Below are 19,251 nucleotides of genomic sequence, written 5' to 3'. Positions count from 1 at the left end.
GTCCGGGGCCACACCATACGCACGGGCCCCAGCGACCCGATAGGCATATGACAGGGGAGATTCCGGATCCCCGATCCCCTACCCCCGGCTGCGAGGAGCTGAGCGTGTCCGTCCACACCGCCACCCCGCTCGTCGGGGCGATCCCCGTGCTCGAGAGGGTCTGGTACGCCTCCTACGGGTCCAACATGCACATGGACCGCCTCGCCACGTACATCGCCGGCGGGACCCCGCCGGGCGCGGCACGCACGTACCCGGGCTGCCGGGACCACAGGGCGCCCGAACGCTCGATCGCGGTCGAGCTGGAAGGCCGCCTGTACTTCGCCACGGAGTCTCCGGTGTGGACGGGGGGCCGGGCGTTCTACGACCCCACGGCCCCCGGGCGCACGCGCGGACGGGCGCACCTGGTGACGGTGGGCCAGATGTCCGACATCGCCGCCCAGGAGATGTACGCGGAGCCGGGGGCGGACCTGGACCTGACGGCGGCCCTACGGGACGGCCGTGACAAGCTGGGCCCGGGGCGGTACGAGACCCTGATCTGCCCGGGCACGATCGAGGGAATCCCCCTGCTGACCTTCACCGCGCCGTGGAGCCTCCAGGACGTCGAGGTGCTCAACCCGTCGGGCGCCTACCTGCGCTACCTGGCCTCCGGCCTCCTGGAGTCCGGCCCTTGGGAGGAGCAGGACATCGCCGGCTACCTCGCGTCCTGCCCCGGCGCCGCCGGCAACTGGACGCCCGCACAGGTGAGAGACCTCCTTTCCTGAGGCGGCGCTTGTCCCCGGCTTAAGGGGGCCCTAAGGATCCGCTGCGGCGGGCTCGAGGGGGCAAAAGGCGTGGTCGGGGCGGCTAGCTTGGCCGGGCCAGGACAGGAAGGGCCCGTTGTCGCGCCGCCGGGGGGCGGCGCACCGCGGAGCCCGATTCCGCCGGCACGCCCCTGCCTTGTGCCCGAAGGAGATCACCCATGCCCGCACGCCGCCGCCGCACCGCCGTCACGCTGACGCGTATCACCTCCGCCGCCCTGGCCCCGCTCGCGCTGGCCGCGTACGCGGCGGCTCCCGCGGTCGCCCACGGCTCGATGACGGACCCGGTCAGCCGGGTGGCCGCGTGCTACGCCGAGGGACCGGAGTCTGCGAAGTCGGCGGCGTGCAAGGCGGCGGTCGCGGCCGCCGGGACGCAGCCGTTCTACGACTGGAACGCGGTGAACATCGCCAACGCCGCCGGCAACCACCGGTCGCTGATCCCGAACGGGAAGCTCTGCTCGGCCGGCAACGACAAGTACCGCGGACTGGACCTGGCCCGTGGCGACTGGCCGGCCAGCCCGATGACCGCCGGCGCGCACACCTTCCGCTACAAGGGCACGGCCCCGCACAAGGGCTCCTTCGAGCTGTACGTGACGAAGGACGGCTACGACCCTTCCAAGCCCCTGGCCTGGTCCGACCTGGAGCCCGCACCGTTCGCGAAGGCCACCGACCCGGGCATGCAGAACGGTGAGTACGTCTTCTCCGGGACCGTCCCGAACAAGTCGGGCCGCCACCTCATCTACAGCGTCTGGCAGCGCTCCGACAGCCCGGAGGCCTTCTACACCTGCTCGGACGTGGTCTTCGGCAAGGACAACGGGGGCACGGGCGGCGGGAACGGCGGGAACGGCAACGGCGGCGGCTCCGGTACCGCTCCGACCACCGGCACCGGTACGGGTACGGGTGCCAAGCCGAGCGGCAAGCCCGGCGACAAGCCGTCCGACAAGCCGGCGGACAAGCCCTCGGCCCCGACCGACCAGCAGATCTCCGACGGCGCCGGCAAGTCCACGGTGGAGCACAACGGCCACGGCAACAACGACCCGAAGACGAACGGCACGAAGGATTCCGCCGCCGTCCCGATCGCGGCCGGCTCCCCCTCGCCGGCCCCGGCCAAGGACAACCTCGCGGAGACGGGCGGCAACAGCGCCACCCCGACGATCGCGATCGCCGGGGCCGCCGCCCTGGCCGTCGGCGCGGCCGCGCTGTTCGCAGCCGCCCGCCGCCGCACCGCGCGTACGACGACGGGCCGCCACGGCCGCTAGGCCCCGTCCGTGCCGGACCGCCTGCGCCCCGTCAGTCGAAGACGGAGGCGCAGGTGGTCCGTTCGGCGTTGGCCGGGTCGAGGGCGTTGACCGCCTCGTGCCAGGCGATCCGGTCGGTGAGGCCGATGGCGACGTGCTCCGAGAGGTCCAGGAAGCACAGGTCCTGGAGCACGACGTTGCGTACGTTCGTCCCCTCCAGGAAGCCGCTCCGGTACGGCGTCACCACCTCGTCGTACTTGGTCGCGATCACCGTGTACTTCACCCCGGGCACGGTGTCCCCGCCCGCGTTCAGCTTCTGCAGGAAGGCGGATCCGGCGATCTGGTCGGCGAGGCCCGGGGTCGCGGTGCTGATCAGGTCCTCGGCCCCGGGGAAGTAGGGCAGGAGCTTGGTGAATCCGAGCAGGGTGGTGCCGTGGTTGTCGGGGGCGAGCCCGACCAGCGCGTTGACCTTCTCCGCGCCGCCGAGGAACTTCAGGTAGTAGCGCGGCATCATGCCGCCCTGCGAGTGCCCGATGATGTCGGTCTTGGCGGAGCCGGTGGCGGCGAGGACCCGGTCGACGAAGACGTCGAGCTGTCCGGCGGACTTGTCGATGGGGCCGAGCCCGTTGAAGAGGGGCACGCCGGGCAGCTGACCGTAGTCGAGCGAGTAGACGCAGTACCCGCGGTGCACGAGGTACGGGGCGAGGCCGAGCCAGTTGTCCCAGGAGTTGCCGAAGGTGCCGTGCACGAGCACGACGGGGCGCGGGTGCGCGGCGGACGGCTTGCACGACCAGTTGTTCCAGCCGCTGCTGGGGGCGGCCGCGGCCTGCGCTGCGCCGGTGGGGGCGACGAGTGCGGCGGCGGTGAGGACGAGGACGGCGAGTGGGCGGAGCAGACGTCTCCAGGGCAGCATCGGGTGATCTCCTCGCGGGTCGACTCAGGGGGATGAGCGTGGGGGTTCGTCCCGTGATCCGGATCACAAGGGGGAGCTGCTGCCGCTAAATTACGGGCGAGTAGCAATACAGGGAAGTTACGCGTCAGTAAAAACTCGCGCGTCGCCCGGGCGACTGCCGGTACGGCGCCGGACGGACCGTCAGGCGGCCAGCGTGCCGCGGGCGATCGCGTGCGGCCCGAAGCGCGCGCGGACCCGGTCCGTGACGGCCTCCAGGCGTCGGGCCTTCTCGTCCTCGGGGTCGAGGCTGAGCTGCCGCGCGGCCCGTTCCGCCGAGGTCAGGTCCTCGGCGCGCAGGGACAGCGCGCGGACCCGGGCCCGCTGGAGGCCGAGGCCCGCGTAGAGGGCGTAGGCCGCGGCGGTCAGGGCGGCCGAGTGCGCGGTGGGCTCGGCCAGGGTGCGCGTCCGGGTGAGCGTGGTGCGGTCGGCACAGCGGACGGTGAGCGAGAGGGCGCGGCAGACCTGACCCCGACCCCGTTCCTGTGTACGAAGCTTCGCGCCGAGCTCCTCCGTCAGCGAGAGCAGCGCCCGCCGGTGCCGTACGGGATCCAGCTCGTCCAGATCGAAGAGCCGCTCGGCGGTGACGGCGCGGGCGGCAGCTCCCGGCCGGACGGGGGTCCGGTCGATCCCGAGGGCGCGCTCGTGCACCTCGCGGCCGAGCCGGGCGCCGAGGATCCGCCGTAGGGCGGCGGGCGGGGCGGCGGCGATCCGGCCGACGGAATCGAGGCCGTAGGAGCACAGGGTGCGGGCGGCCTTCGGCCCGACCCCGTCGAGGGCGGTGACGGGCTTGCCCGCCAGGAACTCCCGTACGGCGGCGGGCTCCCCGGGGATCACCAGGGTCTGCCCGGGCCGGGCCTCGCGGGCCGCCGCCCGGGCCAGCATGGGGTTGCCGGCCACCCCGACGGCGGCGTCCACGCCGTACAGGGCGAGGGCCCGGACCCGGATCACGGCGGCCAGCCGGGTCGCGTCGCAGTCGAAGTAGCGCAGTGCGCCCCGGACTTCGGCGAGGACGGCATCGGGCGCCAGGGCCTGCACGGCCGGGGTGATGCCCCCGAGCAGTGCGAGCACCCCGGCGTACTCCCGCGCCCCGAGCGGGCCCCCGTCGGCGGGGTACGGGCGCAGGCACATCACGACCCGCTCGGCGGCGGGCGCGGCGGTTCCGGCCGCCCCGGCGGTCATCCCGCGCTCCCCGGGCTGGAGTGCCACAGCTTGCGGCCGGTCGCGGGGCCGGTGCCCGGCGGCTGGAGGTCGGCCCAGGGGTTCATCTCGTACCCCGTGGACATGCGGATCGTGCGGCCGGGCCCCTTCGCCGCCGGCTTCCCGTCGGCCCCGTCGCCAAAGCCGTCGCCAAAGCCGTCGCCAATGCCGTCGCCGGAGGAATTGCCGGAGGCATTGCCGGCCGGTTCGGCGAGGCGGGCCGCGACCGCGTCCAGGCCGCCCGCCGCCCGCAGCTCCACCAGCTCGGCCAGGTTCCACGCCGCCGCCCCGACCACGCTCAGGCTCTGCGGGCCCCGCCGCTGCACGACGCCCCGCACCAGCAGCAGGAAGGAGTGGAAGACGGTGTGCGCGCAGCGTTCGTGGCTGTCGTCGAAGAAGGCCAGGTCGACCAGGCCCGTCCCGTCGTCCAGCGTCGTGAAGATGACCCGCTTCCCGGAGCGGATCGGCGGGGTCTGGGTGGCCGCCTTGGCCCCTGCGACCAGCACGGTCTGCCCGTGCTCGGTGTCCCGCAGCCGACGCGCCGGAATCACCCCCAACTCCGCCAGGAAGGCGTGGTGGTCCCCCATCAGGTGCCGCGAGGCGTCCATGCCGAGGACGCCCAGTTCGGCGCTGAGCCGTTCCGCCTCGGTCAGGTCGGGCAGTCCGACGGTAGCCGTGGACCTGCCGCCCCCCAGGGGGAGTTGAGGACCGCGCACGCCTGCGGCCCGCTGTGCGCCGTGCAGTTCGGACACGTGCAGCAGCAGGTCCCGCCGGTTGGCGCCGAAGGCGTCCAACGCCCCGACCTGTGCGAGCCGTTCGGCGACCGGGCGGCCCGGGTGCGCCCGGTCCCAGAAGTCGCGCAGGGAGGCGTACGGCTGCCCCGCCTCGATCCGGTCCGCCTCGGCCCCGCTGATGCCGTGGACGTCGGACAGCCCGAGCCGTAGCCCCCACACCCCGTCATCGGACACCAGTTCGATATGATGGGCGGCCGCCGACCGGTTCACGTCCAGCGGCAGCACCGGCACGCCCCGCCGCCGCGCGTCCGCCAGCAACAGCCGTTTCGGGTACATCCCCGGGTCGTGGGTGAGCAACCCGGCGTAGAAGGCCGCCGGGTGGTGCGCCTTCAGCCAAGCCGACTGGTACGTGGGCACGGCGAAGGCCACCGCGTGCGCCTTGCAGAAGCCGTACGACCCGAAGGCCTCCACGATCTCCCAGGTCCGGCCGATCACCTCCACCGGATAGCCGCGCTCGGCGGCCTTCGCCGCGAACCAGACCTTGATCCGCGGCTGCGACTGCGGGTCGGACAGCCCGCGCCGCACCCGGTCCGCCTCGTCCCGCCCGCAACCGGTCATGACGTGCACGATCTCGATGATCTGCTCGTGGAAGACCACCACCCCGTACGTCTCGCGCAGCGCGTCGGCCAGGTCCGGGTGCGGGAAGCGGACCGGGGCCCGCCCGTGCCGGGCCTCGATGAAGGGCCGCACCATGTCGGCGGCCACCGGCCCCGGCCGGAACAGCGAGATGTCGACGACCAGGTCGTGGAAGGTGGCCGGCTGCAGCCGCCCCACCAGGTCCCGCTGGCCCGGCGATTCGATCTGGAAGCAGCCCAGGGTCTCGGCCGAGCGGATCAGCTCGTACGTGGTCCGGTCGCCCGGCGGCACCTGCGCCGGGTCGTCCAGGTCGAGCTCCCGCCCCGTGCCGCGCCGGATCTCCGCGACCGCGTGGGCCATCGCGGACTGCATCCGCACGCCCAGCACGTCCAGCTTGAGCAGCCCGAGCTCCTCCACGTCGTCCTTGTCGAACTGGGACATGGGGAAGCCCTCGCCGCTGGTGGGCACCACCGGCGTACGGGCGAGCAGCGAGGCGTCGGAGAGCAGCACCCCGCACGGGTGCATGGCGATCCCGCGCGGCAGCGCGTCCAGCGATTCCACGAGCTCCCACAGCCGCCCGTACGACTCCCCCCGTACGTCGCGCAGCTCGGGGAGTTCCTCCAGCGCGGCACGGGCGTCGCGGGCCCTGATGTGGGGGAAGGCCTTGGCGAGCCGATCGGTGACGGCCGGGTCCATGGACAGGGCGGCGCCGACGTCGCGGATGGCGTGCCGAACCCGGTAGGTCTCGGGCATGGAGACGGTGGCGACGCGCTCGGTGCCGAACCGGTCCATGATCCGCCGGTACACCTCCAGCCGGCGGGCGGACTCCACGTCGATGTCGATGTCGGGCAGGACGCGCCGCCGCTTGGAGAGGAACCGCTCCATCAGCAGGCCGTGGGCGACGGGGTCGGCGTGCGCGATCCCGAGCAGGTGGTTGACGAGGGAACCCGCGCCGGACCCCCGGGCGGCCACCCGAATCCCCATCTCCCTCACGTCGTCCACCACTTGAGCGACCGTCAGGAAGTACGAGGCGAAGCCGTGGTAGGCGATGACGTCGAGCTCTTGGTGCATCCGCTCCCAGTACGCGCGGTCGCCCGCGTAGCCGCGCACCACCATGCCCGCCGAGGCCCGGGAGGTGAGGACCCGCTGGGCGCTGCGGCGGGCCGCGCCGACGAGCCGGGCCTCGGGGAAGTGGACGGAACCCATGCCGAGGTCGTCCTCGGGGTCCACGGAACAGGCCTCGGCGGTGCGCCGGGTCTCCGCGAGCAGGCGCCTGGCGTCGGCGGGGCGCAGGCCGGCCGCCTGCGCGATCCGGTCGGCGGCCTCGGCCATGGCGGCAGGTCCCTTGAGCCAGCGCTCGCCGCTGTCGAGCGGGTACGCCGGGTTGCGCGGGTCGATGGGGACCAGCCGGCGGGCCGCGTCGAGGATGTCGGCGACCGGGCCCTGGCCGGGGTCGGCGTAGCGGACGGCGTTGGTCAGCACGGCCGGCACACCCTGCTCGGCGGCGAAGCCGACGGTACGGGCGGCCAGCCGGAGCGAGCCGGGCCCGGTACCGGTGCGGCCGTGGTGGACGGCCTCCAGGCGCAGGGAGTCGCCGTAGACCTCCCGCCACGGCGCGAGCAGCCGGGCGGCCCGATCGGGGCGGCCCGCGGCGAGGGCCCGCCCCACCTCGGAGCCGGGCCCGAGCAGGACGAAGACGCCCTCCCCGCGCAGGGCCTCCCAGGGCACCAGCGGAACCTCGGCGCCCCCCGCGTGGGCGGCGGTGACCATCCGGCACAGCTCGGCCCAGCCGGCGGCCCCGTCCCGTGCCAGGAAGACGGCGCGCGCGGCGGACTCGTCGACGAAGGCCCCGCCCTTGACGGGGGTGCGCCGCCGGTACGAGGCCTCGCCGGGCCCGGTCGGACCCCCCGACCCGACCGGGCCCGGCGCGGGCGGAACCGCCATGTCCACTCCGAACAACGGCCGGACGCCCGCCTGCGCACACGCCTTCGCGAACCGGACCGCGCCCGCGAGGGTGTCGCGATCGGTCAGGGCCAGGGCGTCCATGCCCCGCTCGGCGGCGCGCTCTGCCAGCCGCTGCGGGTGTGCGCCTCCGTAGCGCACGGAGAACCCCGAAACGGTGTGCAGATGCGTAAAACCGGGCACCCGCGGCCTCCTGCTTCGCTCGAATGAACACCTCCCCCGGTCTCCACCATAGAGCAATTCGAATATCCGTGCGATTGCCCTGCGGGCTTGCTCGGCGGTGTGCGGCGAGTCCGGACCCGCACCGTTGCCCTGCGGGCGGCTCGGCTTTGTGCGGCGGGTCCGGATCCGTGCCGGGCGCTGCCCGGACCCGCGCCTCAAACGCCGGCGAGGCTGAAAATGCGGGCCCGCGCCACAGTGGGTGAGCGGGGCTCGATGCGGCGGGTTTGTCGGCACGGGTCGGTCCGGGGGGCCGTGGTGGGGTGTCTCCTCGGCTCGGCGCGTGCGGGCACGTCTCGGCTGTGCTCGGTGGTAGCGCCTCGTCCTGCGGGGACACCCCACCACGTCCCCCCTCCCCTCAGCCGCACAAACCCACAAGGAAGCCAGCCCCCCACCGACCTGTTGGCGCCACAGGCCCGTGGGGGAAGGGGGCCATTCCCCCGTTGGCGGTGCAGGCCCACCGGGCAACACGCCGCTTCCCCTGGCGGTGCAGGCTCATCGAGAAGGCGGTCAGTCACACGTTGGCGGCACACGCCCACGGGTTCTCCCACGCTCCGGGGACGGGTCGTCGCTGTCGGAGCCGTGCCGTGGGGCGGGGACACGGAGGAGGGTCCCCGCAGGACGAGCGCGCAACCCAGGCCGAACGGCAGAACCACGGCCGCCTGGCGCGAGCCGAGGAGACCCTCCTGCGGGGCACCGCCCCACCCATCAAAGCCCCGCCGGCGATTGAGGCGAACCACCACGGCACGAGGGAACGTGCCACCGAACTGCAAATCCCCCGAGCCGCCCGCAGGGCACACCGCCGAGCCGACCGCCGGTCACACCGCACACCGATACGGTCGTCGCATGATCACCACGCTAGCCGTCGAGAACTACCGCTCGCTGCGCAAACTGGTCGTCCCGCTGGGACGGCTCACCGTCGTGACGGGTGCGAACGGAACCGGCAAGTCCAGCCTCTACCGCTCGCTGCGCCTGCTCGCCGACTCCGCCCGGGGCGGGGCGATCGCGGCTCTGGCCCGGGAGGGCGGGCTGCCCTCCACCCTGTGGGCCGGGCCGGAGAAGCTCGCCCGCGCCGTGCGCGAAGGCCGGCAGCCGCTCCAGGGCACGGTCCGCAGCGAGCCGGTCAGCCTGCGCCTGGGCTTCTCGGGCGACGAGTTCGGCTACGCGGTGGACTTCGGGCATCCCGTACCGGTGGCGGGCTCCCTCTTCGCCCTGGACCCGGAGATCAAGCGCGAGTGCACCTGGGCCGGGCCGGTACTGCGCCCGGCGGCCCTGCTGTCCGACCGCGCGGGGCCGGCCGTACGGACCCGCACCGCGGACGGCGGCTGGCACCGTACCCAGAACGCCCTGCGGCCGTACGACTCCATGCTCAGCGAGCTCGCCGACCCCCAGCTGGCTCCGGACCTCCTCGCCCTGCGCGAGCTGATCCGTTCCTGGCGGTTCTACGACCACGTCCGCACCGACGCCGGGGCACCCGCCCGGACCTCGCGGATCGGCACCCGTACGCCGGTGCTCGCCGCCGACGGCTCCGACCTGCCCGCCGCGCTCCAGACCATCCGCGAGATCGGCGACCGCGCGGCACTGGACGAGGCGGTCTCCGCGGCCTTCCCCGGCAGCCGGGTCTCCGTCACCGACCGCGACGGCCGCTTCGAGCTGGAGCTCCACCAGCACGGTCTGCTGCGCCCGCTGGGCGCGGCCGAACTGTCCGACGGCACCCTGCGCTACCTGCTCTGGACGGCGGCCCTGCTGACCCCGCGGCCGCCCGCCCTGATGGTCCTCAACGAGCCGGAGACCAGCCTCCACCCGGACCTGCTGGCCCCGCTCGCGGACCTGATCCTCACGGTGAGCCGGGACACCCAGACCGTGGTGGTCACCCACGCGGACCCCCTCGCCGAGGCCCTGGCCACCGGGAGCCGCCGGCACCGGGTGGACCTGCGGACGATCACCCTGGTCAAGGAGTTCGGCCGGACGGAGGTCGCGGGCCGTGAGGGCCCCCTGGACGAGCCGCTCTGGTACTGGCCCAAGCGCTAGCCGAGGTCCGCCGGGTCCGGGACGCCCAGCAGGCGGGCCGTGCGGGCCGCCTCGGCGTCGTAGACCTGGAAGTCGATCCGCCGCCCGTCCGGAGCCCGGTATTCCAGCACCCGCATGCCGGGCCGCCAGCTCTCGCGGACGGCCGCGCGGCCACCCACGGGCAGCACGACCGCCCGGCGCAGGGGGGCCGCGAAGACCGCGCCCGTGCCGTCCGCGCCGGTCCGCAGCTTTCCGTAGCCGAAGAACCGCCGCCGGACCCCCTGCCGCCAGCGCGCCTGGCAGGGGACGGCGACGGCGGCGCCCGCGGCGGCCGCCGTCCGGGCCTCCGCCCGCCGGGCGACCGTCCTGCGCGCCAAGGTGCCCCCCAGCAGCGCTCCGAGCACCATGACCACCACACCGAGTACGCCCATGCCCCCCGCCCCCTCAGGGGCGAACCGCCCCAAGTGCGCTCACCCTACGGAACGTTGGCGGATCAAGGAGGAGGTTCAGGCCACCTGGTGGACCACCTCGCCCGCCACCACGACCGTCTCGGCGACCGTGCCCGGGATCTCGTCCGCCGGGACGGTGAGGATGTCCCGGGACAGGACCACGAAGTCCGCGACCTTGCCCACGGTGAGGGAACCGCGTTCCTGCTCGAGGAAGTTGGCGTGGGCCGAGCCCATCGTGTAGCCGTACACGGCCGTCGCCGCGTCCACCGTCTCGGCCGGCTGCCAGGCCGGGCCGTCGCCGGACAGCGGGCGGCGCGTCACCGCCGTGTAGATGCCGACCATCGGGTCCATCTCCGCCACGTTCCAGTCGCTGGAGAACGCCAGCACCGCCCCCGCCTCGTGCAGGCTCCGCATCGGCCAGGCCTTGTGCCAGCGGTCCTCGCCCACGTTCTCCGCCCAGTCCTGGCCGGGGCCCGCGATCTCCGGCGCGCAGTGCCTCGGCTGCATGCACGCGATCACGCCGAGCTCGGCGAAGCGCGGCACGTCCGCCGGGTCCAGGCACTCCACGTGGACCACCTGGTGGCGGGCGTCGCGCGGGCCGTTCAGGGTCCGCGCGTGCTCCACCGCGTCCAGGACGGTCCGGATGCCCCGGTCGCCGGTCGCGTGCACGAAGCACTGGAAGCCGCGGGCGTCCAGCTTCGCCAGCAGGTCCGCGAACTCCTCCGCCGGGTAGAAGGTCTCGCCCCGGTGCGCGCCGCATCCGGCGTACGGCTCCAACAGGGCGGCCGTACGGGGTTCCACCACGTCGTCGATGTACAGCTTGAGCGGGCCGACCCGCAGCCGGTCCCCGGCGAACCGCCGGGCCGCGTCGGCGAATTCGTCCAGATCGGCGTCGCCGGTACCGCGCGGGTGGAACAGCGCCGCGACGATCCGTGAGCGCAACCGCCCTTCGGAGCGGGCCCGTTCGAAGAGTTCGAGGTCGTCGAGGGAGTTCTGCGGCTCGACCACCGTGGTGATGCCGAAGCCGATGGCGTCGTCGAGGCTCTTGGCGAGCCGCCCGTACTGGCGGTCCGGCGAGGCCCACGGCACGCCCAGCTCGCGCAGGGCCCGGTGGCCGTCGCGGGAGAGCCCCTTGATGGCGAAGTCCTTGACGAATCCGGTGGGTTCGCCGGTCTCCGGGTCCACCGCCGCCGTGCCGAAGGGGAGGTCGGTGCGGTCCCGCGAGACCCCGAGCCGTCGCATGGCCGCCGTGTTCAGCCAGGCCGTGTGCACGTCGTAGGAGAGCACGATCGCCGGAATGTCGCCGGTGACCGGGTCCAGGTCGGCGGCGCACGGCATCCGCCCGCCCGGAACGGCGGAGTAGTCGAAGGCCTCGGCCTCGATCCAGCCGGCGTCCGGGTTGGCCCGCCGCCAGGCCAGGATCCGCTCGTGGATGCCCTCCAGGGTGCGCACCCCGGCGAGTTGGACGCAGTCCGCGTCGGAGCCGAGCCGGACGTGGTTGTGGGCGTCGATGAAGCCGGGCAGGACGAGCTTTCCGCCGGCGTCGATCCGCCGGGTGTTCGGTCCGGCCCAGGCGGCGGCTCCCGCGTCCGGGCCGACCCAGACGATGTGCCCGTCGTGGACGGCGAGGGCCTCGGCCTCGGGCAGGTCGGGGTCGACGGTGTGGATCCGGGCTCCGGTGAGCAGCAGGTCGGCGGGGAAGGGGTGGCGCGTCATGTGGGGGTGCTCCCTTGCGTGTGCGGTGTCGTTCAGGCGGCCGGGGCGTAGGCCGCGACCCGGCGGCGGGTGAGGGCCCAGTAGGTGAGTCCGGAGACGACCGAGCCGAGCAGGGTGAGGTCGGCGCCGCCGAGCGGGGCGACCAGCGGCCCGGTCCACAGCTCGGAGTCGCAGGTCAGGGCGGCGAAGGTCATTCCGGCGAGCAGGGCGGTGATGCCGGCGGGGTGGTAGCCGGAGCGGTACCAGTAGGCGCCCGTGCTGCCGGCGTGCAGCGCCTCGGCGTCGTAGTGGCAGCGGCGCAGCAGCATGTCGGCGAGGAAGACACCGCCCCAGGGGGCGAACACGATGATCAGCAGGGAGAGGAAGGAGAGGAGGGAGGTGGTGAAGTCGGTGAGGAAGAGCGCGGCGAGCGAGCCGGCGGCGGTGACGGCCGCGCTGATGACGATGGCCCGGGCACGGCTCCACGGGATGCCGAGGACCTGGAGGTTCAGGCTGGAGGAGTAGAGCGTGATGATCGAGTTGGTGACCGAGCCGCCGAGTACGAGGGCCAGGAACAGCGGCTGGAACCAGCCGGGCAGCAGGCTCTCGGCGCCGGCGACCGCGTCGGTCATGTCGGTCTGGGTGGCGGCGGCGACGCCCGCGACGCCGAGGGCCACCGAGGAGAGGAAGCCGCCGAGGGCGCCCATCCAGGTGATGGACTTCAGCGAGGTGGTCCGGGGCAGGTAGCGGGTGTAGTCGGCGGGCATCGGCAGGTACGAGAAGGGGCCGGCGAGCATGACCACGAAGGCGAGGCTCCAGCCGGAGAGCCCGGGGGCGGCGGCCGGGGCGGCGGTGTCGGCGCCGGGGAGGACGAAGAGGAGCAGGACGCCGAAGCCGGCGGCGAGGACGTAGGCCATCCAGCGTTCGGCGAACTGCACGGTGGCGTGGCCCCACATGGCGACGGCGAAGGTCAGCGCGAGGGTGACCAGGAGGGCGACGGCGCGGCCGGCGGTGCCGCCCTGCCAGCCGATCTCGGCGAAGAAGACTTCCAGCGCGAGGGTGCCCACCACGGTGTTGACGATGGTGTAGCCGATGCTCACCACCCAGTTGAGGACGCCGGCCGGGAAGTTGCCGCGCACTCCGAACGTGGCGCGGGAGATGACCAGGGTGGCGGTGCCGGTGCGGATGCCGCTGAGTCCGGCGGCGCTGATGGCGAAGAAGGAGAGTCCGCCGATCACGACCACGGCGGTGGCTTGCCAGAAGGAGAGCCCGAATGCGACGGCGAGGGCGCCGTTGATCACGTAGGTGAAGGTGAGGTTGGAGCCGAACCAGAGCCAGAAGAGGTCCTTGGCGCTGCCGTGGCGTTCGGCGTCCGGAATCGGGTCGATCCCGTGCGTTTCGACCCGGAACACCTCGTCGACGTCGATTGTCTCCTGCTGCCCCATGAGGACCCCTGACCTTGAACGATCTTGAATGACGTTCTAACTTCTTGAATGGCATTCAAGATGAGGGGTGGACGTCGACCCCGTCAAGCCCCTGTCCGGGATAAGGTCGGACCAGGAAGATCCGGAGGGCGGGAGCGGGAGCGGTGGCGGGAGCGGCGCGGCGGCGCGACGGGCAGATCGCCCAGGAGCGGATGCTGGAAGAGGCCATGGCGGCCATCGCCGAGGACGGACTGGCCGCGCTCACCATGTCCGCGCTGGCCGAGCGCCTCGGCACCAGCGGGGGCCACATCCTGTACTACTTCGGCAGCAAGGACCGGCTCCTGCTGGAGGCCCTGCGCTGGAGCGAGGACCAGCTCACCGGGGAGCGCCGGGCGCTGCTGGGCCGCAGGGTGACGGCGGTGCGCAAGCTGGACCAGTTCCTGGAGCTCTACCTCCCCGAGGGTCCCCGCGACCCGCGCTGGACCCTGTGGATCGAGCTATGGGCCCGCACCGCCTCCAACCAGCCGCTGAAGGCCGCCCAGGAGGAGATCGACGACAGCTGGCAGCGGGACCTGGAGGCCCTGCTGACCAAGGGTGTGGACCAGGGCCGCTTCGCGCCCATGGACGTGCCCGCACGGGCCTCGGAGCTGCTCGCCCTGCTGGACGGCCTGAGCACCCGGGTCGTCCTGGGGCAGCGCGGCGCGGACCGCGCCCGCGCCCTGGAGCAGGCCCGCTCGGCGGCGGCCCTGCTCGTGCCCCGCACCTGAGACGGGGGCCCGACCGGCGCTTCTCGCACCGACGGGTTCAGGAACTCCCTTTTCCGTCAATTGGGCGACCAAAAGCGGAAGCCGCCGCGCCAAAAAGGCCTTTCGTAGCGATCGGGCGTCCGTTCACGCCCGTTCACGCCCGTTCACCCCTACAGCACGCCCCCTTGACCAGGGCATATGCAAGAGGAACAAAGGCCTTCTCGGGCTCGTGAAGGCATTCACAAGAATTCCGCTGTAAGTGCGCCCTACCGCACTCCTCCCCCAGCGCGCACAATCGCGGTGACGACCCACACCGATCGTGAAGGAGGGAGCGCGTGCGCAATCAGGTGCGCACAGCGGACGGGCGCGCTCTGACCGTGGAGCGCTGGGGCGATCCCGACGGCAAGCCCGTCTTCCTGCTGCACGGCATGCCCGGCAGCCGCCTCGGCCCGGCCCCCCGGGGCATGATCCTCTACCAGCGTCGGATGCAGCTCATCGCCTACGACAGACCCGGCTACGGCGGCTCCGACCGCCACGTGGGCCGCACCGTCGCGGACGTGGCTCAGGACGTGGCCACCATCGCCGACGCCCTCGACCTGGACACCTTCGCGGTCGCCGGCCGCTCCGGTGGCGCCGCCGGGGCACTGGCCTGCGCCGCCCTCCTCCCGGACCGGGTCACCCGGACCGCGGGGATGGTCGGCCTCGCCCCCCGGGACGCGGAGGACCTGGACTGGTTCGCCGGGATGGCCGCGTCGAACGTGCGGGAGTACACCACCGCCACCGCCGACCCCGAGGAGCTGGCTGCCCGGCTGATCCCGCGCGCCGACGGCATCCGCAAGGACCCCGGCCGGTTGCTGGACGAACTGCGCCGGGAGCTGACCGAAAACGACCGCATGATCGTCTCGGACGCCGGCCTGCGGTCGATGCTCCTGCGGAACTACCGTGAGGGACTGCGCCATTCGGCGTACGGATGGATCGACGACGTCCTGGCCTTCAGCCGCCCCTGGGGCTTCGACCCGGCCGACATCCGCTGTCCGGTACTGATCTGGCACGGCGAGCTCGACGTGTTCTCCCCCGTGGGCCACTCCCGCTGGCTGGCCCGACGCATCCCCGGAGCCACGACCAACATCGTTCCCGCCGCCGCGCACTTCGCCTCCCTGCGCGCGCTGCCCGACGTGCTGAACTGGCTCCTGCGCGACCTCCCGACACCGGATCTCCACGAACAGCAGCCCGCGTAAGGGTCGTTGAGATTATTCGGGCTTGAACCGTTCCCAAGTGGACAGTCATTACTTGCAGTTGGGGGCGGCGCCCGCACTCGTCAGTTCCACGCCTCCGGGCCCGCCACCACTCGACGGGCCCCACGAGCCGTGGAGGCCGCCCCATGACCCTGCACATCGACCACGTCAGCCTGCCCGTCCTCGCCGTCGGGCTCCTCGTCGGCTACGCCGTCCACCAGCACACCAGGGCCGTCGCCGGAGCCGCCGCCGGAGCCGCTGCCAAGGGGGACCTCGTCGGCGCGATCGGCGCCGCCGCCGCGGTGATCACCGCGCTCTTCCTGTTGTTCGGCGGTGGCGGTTCCGCGGCGGCCGAGTCCGACTCCCGGCCGACGGGACACGCCCTCGCATCGCACCAGGTCAGGGCAGTGCGGCCGGAGTAGGTCCGGTCCGGACGGGGCCACCGCCGAGACCCCCACCGATGAAAAGGATCTTTCCTTGCGGCAAACGGCCGAATCCGCCCTCTTGAGAAATCCGCCACGCATTGCATGGAAGTCTTGACCAGGCGTCATGTCTCGTGTTGCCAAGGGGGGCTGTCCTAGTAAAGTCCCTGCTTGACAGCAGCATGTAGCCGTTGTCATTCACATGTCCATTCCACATGGCTTCCCCAAGGACGGTGCCGTGAACACTTCAGCATCCCCCGCGACCAGCTCGGTCAAGGCCCACCGGGTCCCGCTCGGCAAGATCGACGTCCACACCGCTTCCGCGGCGACGACGCTCGGTCGCGTGCTGCCGGCCGAATCTGCTCGTCCGGTTCAGGCACCGATCTTCAACTCCGCTCTCTGACCCGAACTCCGCGCTCTAGACTGGTGGAATGACCGGCCTGATCGCATTTCGCGAGATCGTCCTAAAAGTTCACAGCAGGTGCGATCTTGCTTGTGATCATTGCTACGTCTATGAACACGCAGATCAGAGCTGGCAGGCCCGGCCGAAAGTGATCTCCCCCGAGGTTATTTCGCATACCGCGTCCAGGCTCGCCGAACATGCCCGTGACCATGCACTCCCCTCCGTCACGGTGATTCTCCATGGAGGGGAACCCCTGTTGGCGGGCCCGGCCCGACTCCGCCTCGTATGCGAGGAGTTCACCCGGGCGCTCAGCGGGATCGCCCCCCTCGACCTGCGGATCCACACCAACGGGCTCCAACTCAGCTCCCGTTACCTCGACCTCTTCGACGAATACGGCGTCCGGGTCGGCATCTCCCTCGACGGGGACCGCGCCGCCAACGACCGTCACCGCCGCTTCGCCGACGGCCGCACGAGCCACCCACTGGTCCTGGCCGCCGTCGCACTGCTCCGCTCCGAGCCGTACCGCCACCTCTACCAAGGCCTGCTCTGCACCGTGGACGTGGCCAACGACCCCGTCGCCGTGCTGGACGCGCTGGTCGAACTGGAGCCCCCACGGGTCGACTTCCTCCTCCCCCACGCCACCTGGGAGACGCCCCCGGCCCGGCCCGACGGCGCCCCCGACGCGTACGCGCGCTGGCTGCTGCGGATCTTCGACCACTGGGACCGGCTGGGGCGCCCGGTGCCCGTACGGCTCTTCGAGTCCCTGCTCTCCACCCTGCGCGGGGGCCCCAGCCTCACCGAGTCGCTCGGCCTCGCGCCCACCGACCTCGTCGTCGTCGAGACCGACGGGACCCTGGAGCAGGTGGACTCCCTCAAGAGCGCCTTCGAGGGGGCCGCGGCAACCGGCTTCAACGTCTTCGACCACGCGCTCGACCAGGTCGCGGCCCATCCCGGGGTCCGTGCCCGGCAGCTGGGCCTGGCGGGCGTCAGCGAGTCGTGCCGCCGGTGCCCCGTCGTACGTTCGTGCGGCGGCGGGCTCTACACCCACCGCTACCGCGACCGGAACGGCTTCGACAACCCCTCCGTCTACTGCACCGACCTGCGCGAGCTCGTGGACGGGGTCGAGGGTCGCACGGCACCGCGGGAAACCGCGCCGCAGCTCACCGACCCGGCCGAACTCGCCCGGTCCCAGGAGGAACTGACCCGGATCCTGCTGGCCCGGCTGCACGCGGACCTCGCCGCCGACCCCAACTGGGCGCACGCCTGGGAGTTGCTGGCCGCCGTGGAGCGGGCCGGGGAAGCGGGCACGGACGCGCTGGACGCCGTACTGGACCACCCCTTCACCCGGACCTGGGTGCTGGCGGCCCTGGACGCCGCCCGCGACGGCACGCAGGACGCCCCGGAGGCGGCGCGCCGGCTCACCGCGCTGGCCGCGGCGGCCGTGCTCCGCGGCGGGCTGGACCTGCCGGCCGAGGTGGCCTACCGGGACGGCGAGGTGTACCTGCCGACGCTGGGGTTGCTGCGGCTCGGGGAGCCAGGCACGGAGGGCCGGGCCGCGCTGCACGTCACCGACGAGGGGTACGCCGTACGGGACGGCCGCGCCGAGCACCGCTTCGGGCCCGCGGCGGGGGACGCCCGCTGGCAGCCGGTACGCACCTGGTCGCCCGGGCCGGACGCGGCCCCGGTGGCCCTGGAGGACCTCGACCCCTACCGCAACTGCTTCCCGCGCCCGCCCAGGCTCCGCCTCGGCGCCGGGGAGGCCGAGGAGTGGCGGGGCAGGCTGGACCGGGCGTGGGCACTGCTGCACAAGGCGGTGCCGGAGTTCGCCCGGGCGGCGGCCACCGGGCTGACCACGCTGACCCCGCTCGCGGGCGGCCCGCGGTCGGGCGGCTGGGGCGAGGCCGGGCGGCACGGGCCGGGGGCGCTCGGGGTGCCGTACGCGGCGGGGGTGCGGGAGACCGCGCTGGCGCTGCTGACCGGGCGGCGGCGGACCAGGCTGCGGGCGCTGACCGAGGTGGCCGACCTGTACGCGCTGGACGGCGAGTGGCAGCACCCCTCGCCGTGGCGGGAGCGGCCGGTACCGGTGTCCCGGCTGCTGGCGGACGTGCACGAGCGGGTGGCGGTGGAGGCGTACCGGCGGGCCACGGCGACGCCCGAGCCGGGCGGCTCGGAGCGGATCCACCGGGCCCTGGACCGGCTCTCGGAGGCGGCCGAGCTGACCGTCACCGGAAAGGGCCTGGTCGCGGAGCTCCGCTACGAACTGAAGACGGTCGACGCGTGACCGCGCCCGCCCCGGCGCCGTCCCCCACGCCCGGCAGGCTCCAGCTCGCCGTGCAGTTGCGGCTGGCCGGGGTCCGCCCCGGCATGCGGCTCCTGGTGCACTGTTCCCTCGGTGGGACCGGGCTGCGCGCGGAACTGCTGCGCGACGCCCTGACGGGCGTCCTCGGGCCGCGCGGCACCCTGGTCGTCCCGGCGTTCACCCCGGAGAACTCCAAGACCTCCACGGCCCACCTGGAGCGGATCCGCGGCCTGGACGGGGCCGGGGTGCGGGACTTCCGCGAGCGGATGTCCCCCTTCGACCCGGCGAGCACCCCGAGCCAGGGCATGGGTTCCTTGGCCGAGGCCGTCCGCACCGCGCCGGGAGCCGCTCGCAGCGCCCATCCGCAGACCTCGTTCGCGGCCCTCGGGGCGGACGCGGAACGGCTGTGCTCGGGGCACCGCCTCGAAAGCCATCTGGGGGAAGAGTCACCCCTGGGAAAGTTGTGCTGGGAGGGCGGGCAGGTACTCATGATCAATGTGGGGTTTTCGGTCTGTACCGCTTTCCATCTCGCGGAGTACCGAATTCCGAAGCCCCCCTTGCGCATGTACGAGTGTGTGGTGAAGGTGAACCTTCCGGGGTCGCAAAGACACCGGCAGGAGGGGGAGTGGACCGCATACGAGGACGTCGCACTGGACGACGGCGATTTCGCGGAGATCGGTGACGCGTTCCCGGATTCACGGGTGCGCAGGGGGCGGGTGGGAGGTGCGTCGACCATGCTCTTCTCCCTCCCGGAGGCCGTCGATCACGCCCTTGACTGGATGACCGAAAACAGACGCTGATTGACTGAACGATGAGGGGATGCGGCGAAGCAG

15 protein-coding genes are annotated in these 19,251 nt (G+C 73.0%); 9 read left to right on the top strand and 6 right to left on the bottom strand.

Annotation, left to right across the window (positions count from 1 at the left end):
- Positions 1-104 precede the first annotated feature (104 nt).
- Together OG207_RS33040 and OG207_RS33035 are read left to right on the top strand one after the other, a co-directional pair.
- Complete coding sequence (locus OG207_RS33040; protein WP_443072780.1) at positions 105-761, top strand: histone deacetylase; 657 nt, start codon at positions 105-107, stop codon at positions 759-761.
- Positions 762-958: 197 nt separating this feature from the next.
- Positions 959-2,056 carry a lytic polysaccharide monooxygenase auxiliary activity family 9 protein gene (locus OG207_RS33035; RefSeq protein ID WP_329103606.1) on the top strand — a complete coding sequence of 366 codons (1,098 nt, stop codon included), beginning with the start codon at positions 959-961 and terminating at the stop codon, positions 2,054-2,056.
- 31 nt (positions 2,057-2,087) lie between these two features.
- Here the strand turns inward: OG207_RS33035 and OG207_RS33030 are convergent, their stop codons facing one another.
- The 3 genes from OG207_RS33030 to OG207_RS33020 all read right to left on the bottom strand — a co-directional run bounded on the left by OG207_RS33030 (position 2,088) and on the right by OG207_RS33020 (position 7,699).
- Entirely contained in the window at positions 2,088-2,948 is an 861-nt protein-coding gene (locus OG207_RS33030) for an esterase/lipase family protein (protein ID WP_329103604.1), read from the bottom strand.
- Positions 2,949-3,128: 180 nt separating this feature from the next.
- Positions 3,129-4,166 carry a DinB/UmuC family translesion DNA polymerase gene (locus tag OG207_RS33025; protein WP_402696439.1) on the bottom strand — a complete coding sequence of 346 codons (1,038 nt, stop codon included), beginning with the start codon at positions 4,164-4,166 and terminating at the stop codon, positions 3,129-3,131.
- On the bottom strand, positions 4,163-7,699 hold the full coding sequence (locus OG207_RS33020) for a DNA polymerase III subunit alpha (RefSeq protein ID WP_329103602.1): 3,537 nt from the start codon (positions 7,697-7,699) through the stop codon (positions 4,163-4,165). The genes OG207_RS33025 and OG207_RS33020 overlap by 4 nt, the downstream gene beginning before the upstream one ends.
- 882 nt (positions 7,700-8,581) lie before the next feature.
- Here OG207_RS33020 and OG207_RS33015 point away from each other — a divergent pair.
- On the top strand, positions 8,582-9,766 hold the full coding sequence (locus OG207_RS33015) for an AAA family ATPase (RefSeq protein ID WP_329103600.1): 1,185 nt from the start codon (positions 8,582-8,584) through the stop codon (positions 9,764-9,766).
- On the opposite strand, the gene OG207_RS33010 is transcribed toward OG207_RS33015, so the two are convergent.
- From OG207_RS33010 to OG207_RS33000, 3 genes are all read right to left on the bottom strand, one after another.
- Complete coding sequence (locus OG207_RS33010) at positions 9,763-10,176, bottom strand: hypothetical protein (protein ID WP_329103598.1); 414 nt, start codon at positions 10,174-10,176, stop codon at positions 9,763-9,765. The genes OG207_RS33015 and OG207_RS33010 overlap by 4 nt on opposite strands.
- 75 nt (positions 10,177-10,251) lie before the next feature.
- Positions 10,252-11,910: an amidohydrolase gene (locus OG207_RS33005; protein WP_329103596.1), complete on the bottom strand. Its 1,659-nt coding sequence runs from the start codon at positions 11,908-11,910 to the stop codon at positions 10,252-10,254.
- Between the two features lie 32 nt (positions 11,911-11,942).
- Positions 11,943-13,334: a purine-cytosine permease family protein gene (locus OG207_RS33000; protein WP_329103594.1), complete on the bottom strand. Its 1,392-nt coding sequence runs from the start codon at positions 13,332-13,334 to the stop codon at positions 11,943-11,945.
- Positions 13,335-13,477: 143 nt separating this feature from the next.
- On the opposite strand from OG207_RS33000, the gene OG207_RS32995 reads away from it, so the two are divergent.
- From OG207_RS32995 to OG207_RS32970, 6 genes are all read left to right on the top strand, one after another.
- Positions 13,478-14,080, top strand: coding sequence for a TetR/AcrR family transcriptional regulator (locus OG207_RS32995; protein ID WP_329103592.1), 603 nt, complete (start codon positions 13,478-13,480; stop codon positions 14,078-14,080).
- 314 nt (positions 14,081-14,394) lie between these two features.
- Entirely contained in the window at positions 14,395-15,297 is a 903-nt protein-coding gene (locus OG207_RS32990; RefSeq protein ID WP_329103590.1) for an alpha/beta fold hydrolase, read from the top strand.
- A gap of 143 nt (positions 15,298-15,440) precedes the next feature.
- Entirely contained in the window at positions 15,441-15,716 is a 276-nt protein-coding gene (locus OG207_RS32985; RefSeq protein ID WP_329103588.1) for a hypothetical protein, read from the top strand.
- A gap of 238 nt (positions 15,717-15,954) precedes the next feature.
- Complete coding sequence (gene fxsA, locus OG207_RS32980; protein ID WP_094744751.1) at positions 15,955-16,119, top strand: FxSxx-COOH cyclophane-containing RiPP peptide; 165 nt, start codon at positions 15,955-15,957, stop codon at positions 16,117-16,119.
- 28 nt (positions 16,120-16,147) lie between these two features.
- Positions 16,148-18,400, top strand: a complete 2,253-nt coding sequence (fxsBH, locus tag OG207_RS32975; RefSeq protein WP_329103585.1) for a radical SAM/SPASM protein FxsBH, inactivated beta-hydroxylase extension form — start codon at positions 16,148-16,150, stop codon at positions 18,398-18,400.
- Complete coding sequence (locus OG207_RS32970; protein WP_402697240.1) at positions 18,397-19,218, top strand: aminoglycoside N(3)-acetyltransferase; 822 nt, start codon at positions 18,397-18,399, stop codon at positions 19,216-19,218. The genes fxsBH and OG207_RS32970 overlap by 4 nt, the downstream gene beginning before the upstream one ends.
- Positions 19,219-19,251 lie beyond the last annotated feature (33 nt).

Source organism: Streptomyces sp. NBC_01439 (assembly GCF_036227605.1).
Taxonomy (GTDB): Bacteria; Actinomycetota; Actinomycetes; order Streptomycetales; family Streptomycetaceae; genus Streptomyces.
This window is presented reverse-complemented; position numbering and strand designations above follow the sequence as displayed.

Bases quoted from the DNA above. Each gene is read 5' to 3' on its own strand.
- OG207_RS33035 (WP_329103606.1), top strand. From the start codon at position 959: ATGCCCGCACGCCGCCGCCGCACCGCCGTCACGCTGACGCGTATCACC.
- OG207_RS33030 (WP_329103604.1), bottom strand. From the start codon at position 2,948: ATGCTGCCCTGGAGACGTCTGCTCCGCCCACTCGCCGTCCTCGTCCTC.
- OG207_RS33025 (WP_402696439.1), bottom strand. From the start codon at position 4,166: ATGACCGCCGGGGCGGCCGGAACCGCCGCGCCCGCCGCCGAGCGGGTC.
- OG207_RS33015 (WP_329103600.1), top strand. From the start codon at position 8,582: ATGATCACCACGCTAGCCGTCGAGAACTACCGCTCGCTGCGCAAACTG.
- OG207_RS33010 (WP_329103598.1), bottom strand. From the start codon at position 10,176: ATGGGCGTACTCGGTGTGGTGGTCATGGTGCTCGGAGCGCTGCTGGGG.
- OG207_RS33005 (WP_329103596.1), bottom strand. From the start codon at position 11,910: ATGACGCGCCACCCCTTCCCCGCCGACCTGCTGCTCACCGGAGCCCGG.
- OG207_RS33000 (WP_329103594.1), bottom strand. From the start codon at position 13,334: ATGGGGCAGCAGGAGACAATCGACGTCGACGAGGTGTTCCGGGTCGAA.
- OG207_RS32985 (WP_329103588.1), top strand. From the start codon at position 15,441: ATGACCCTGCACATCGACCACGTCAGCCTGCCCGTCCTCGCCGTCGGG.
- fxsBH (WP_329103585.1), top strand. From the start codon at position 16,148: ATGACCGGCCTGATCGCATTTCGCGAGATCGTCCTAAAAGTTCACAGC.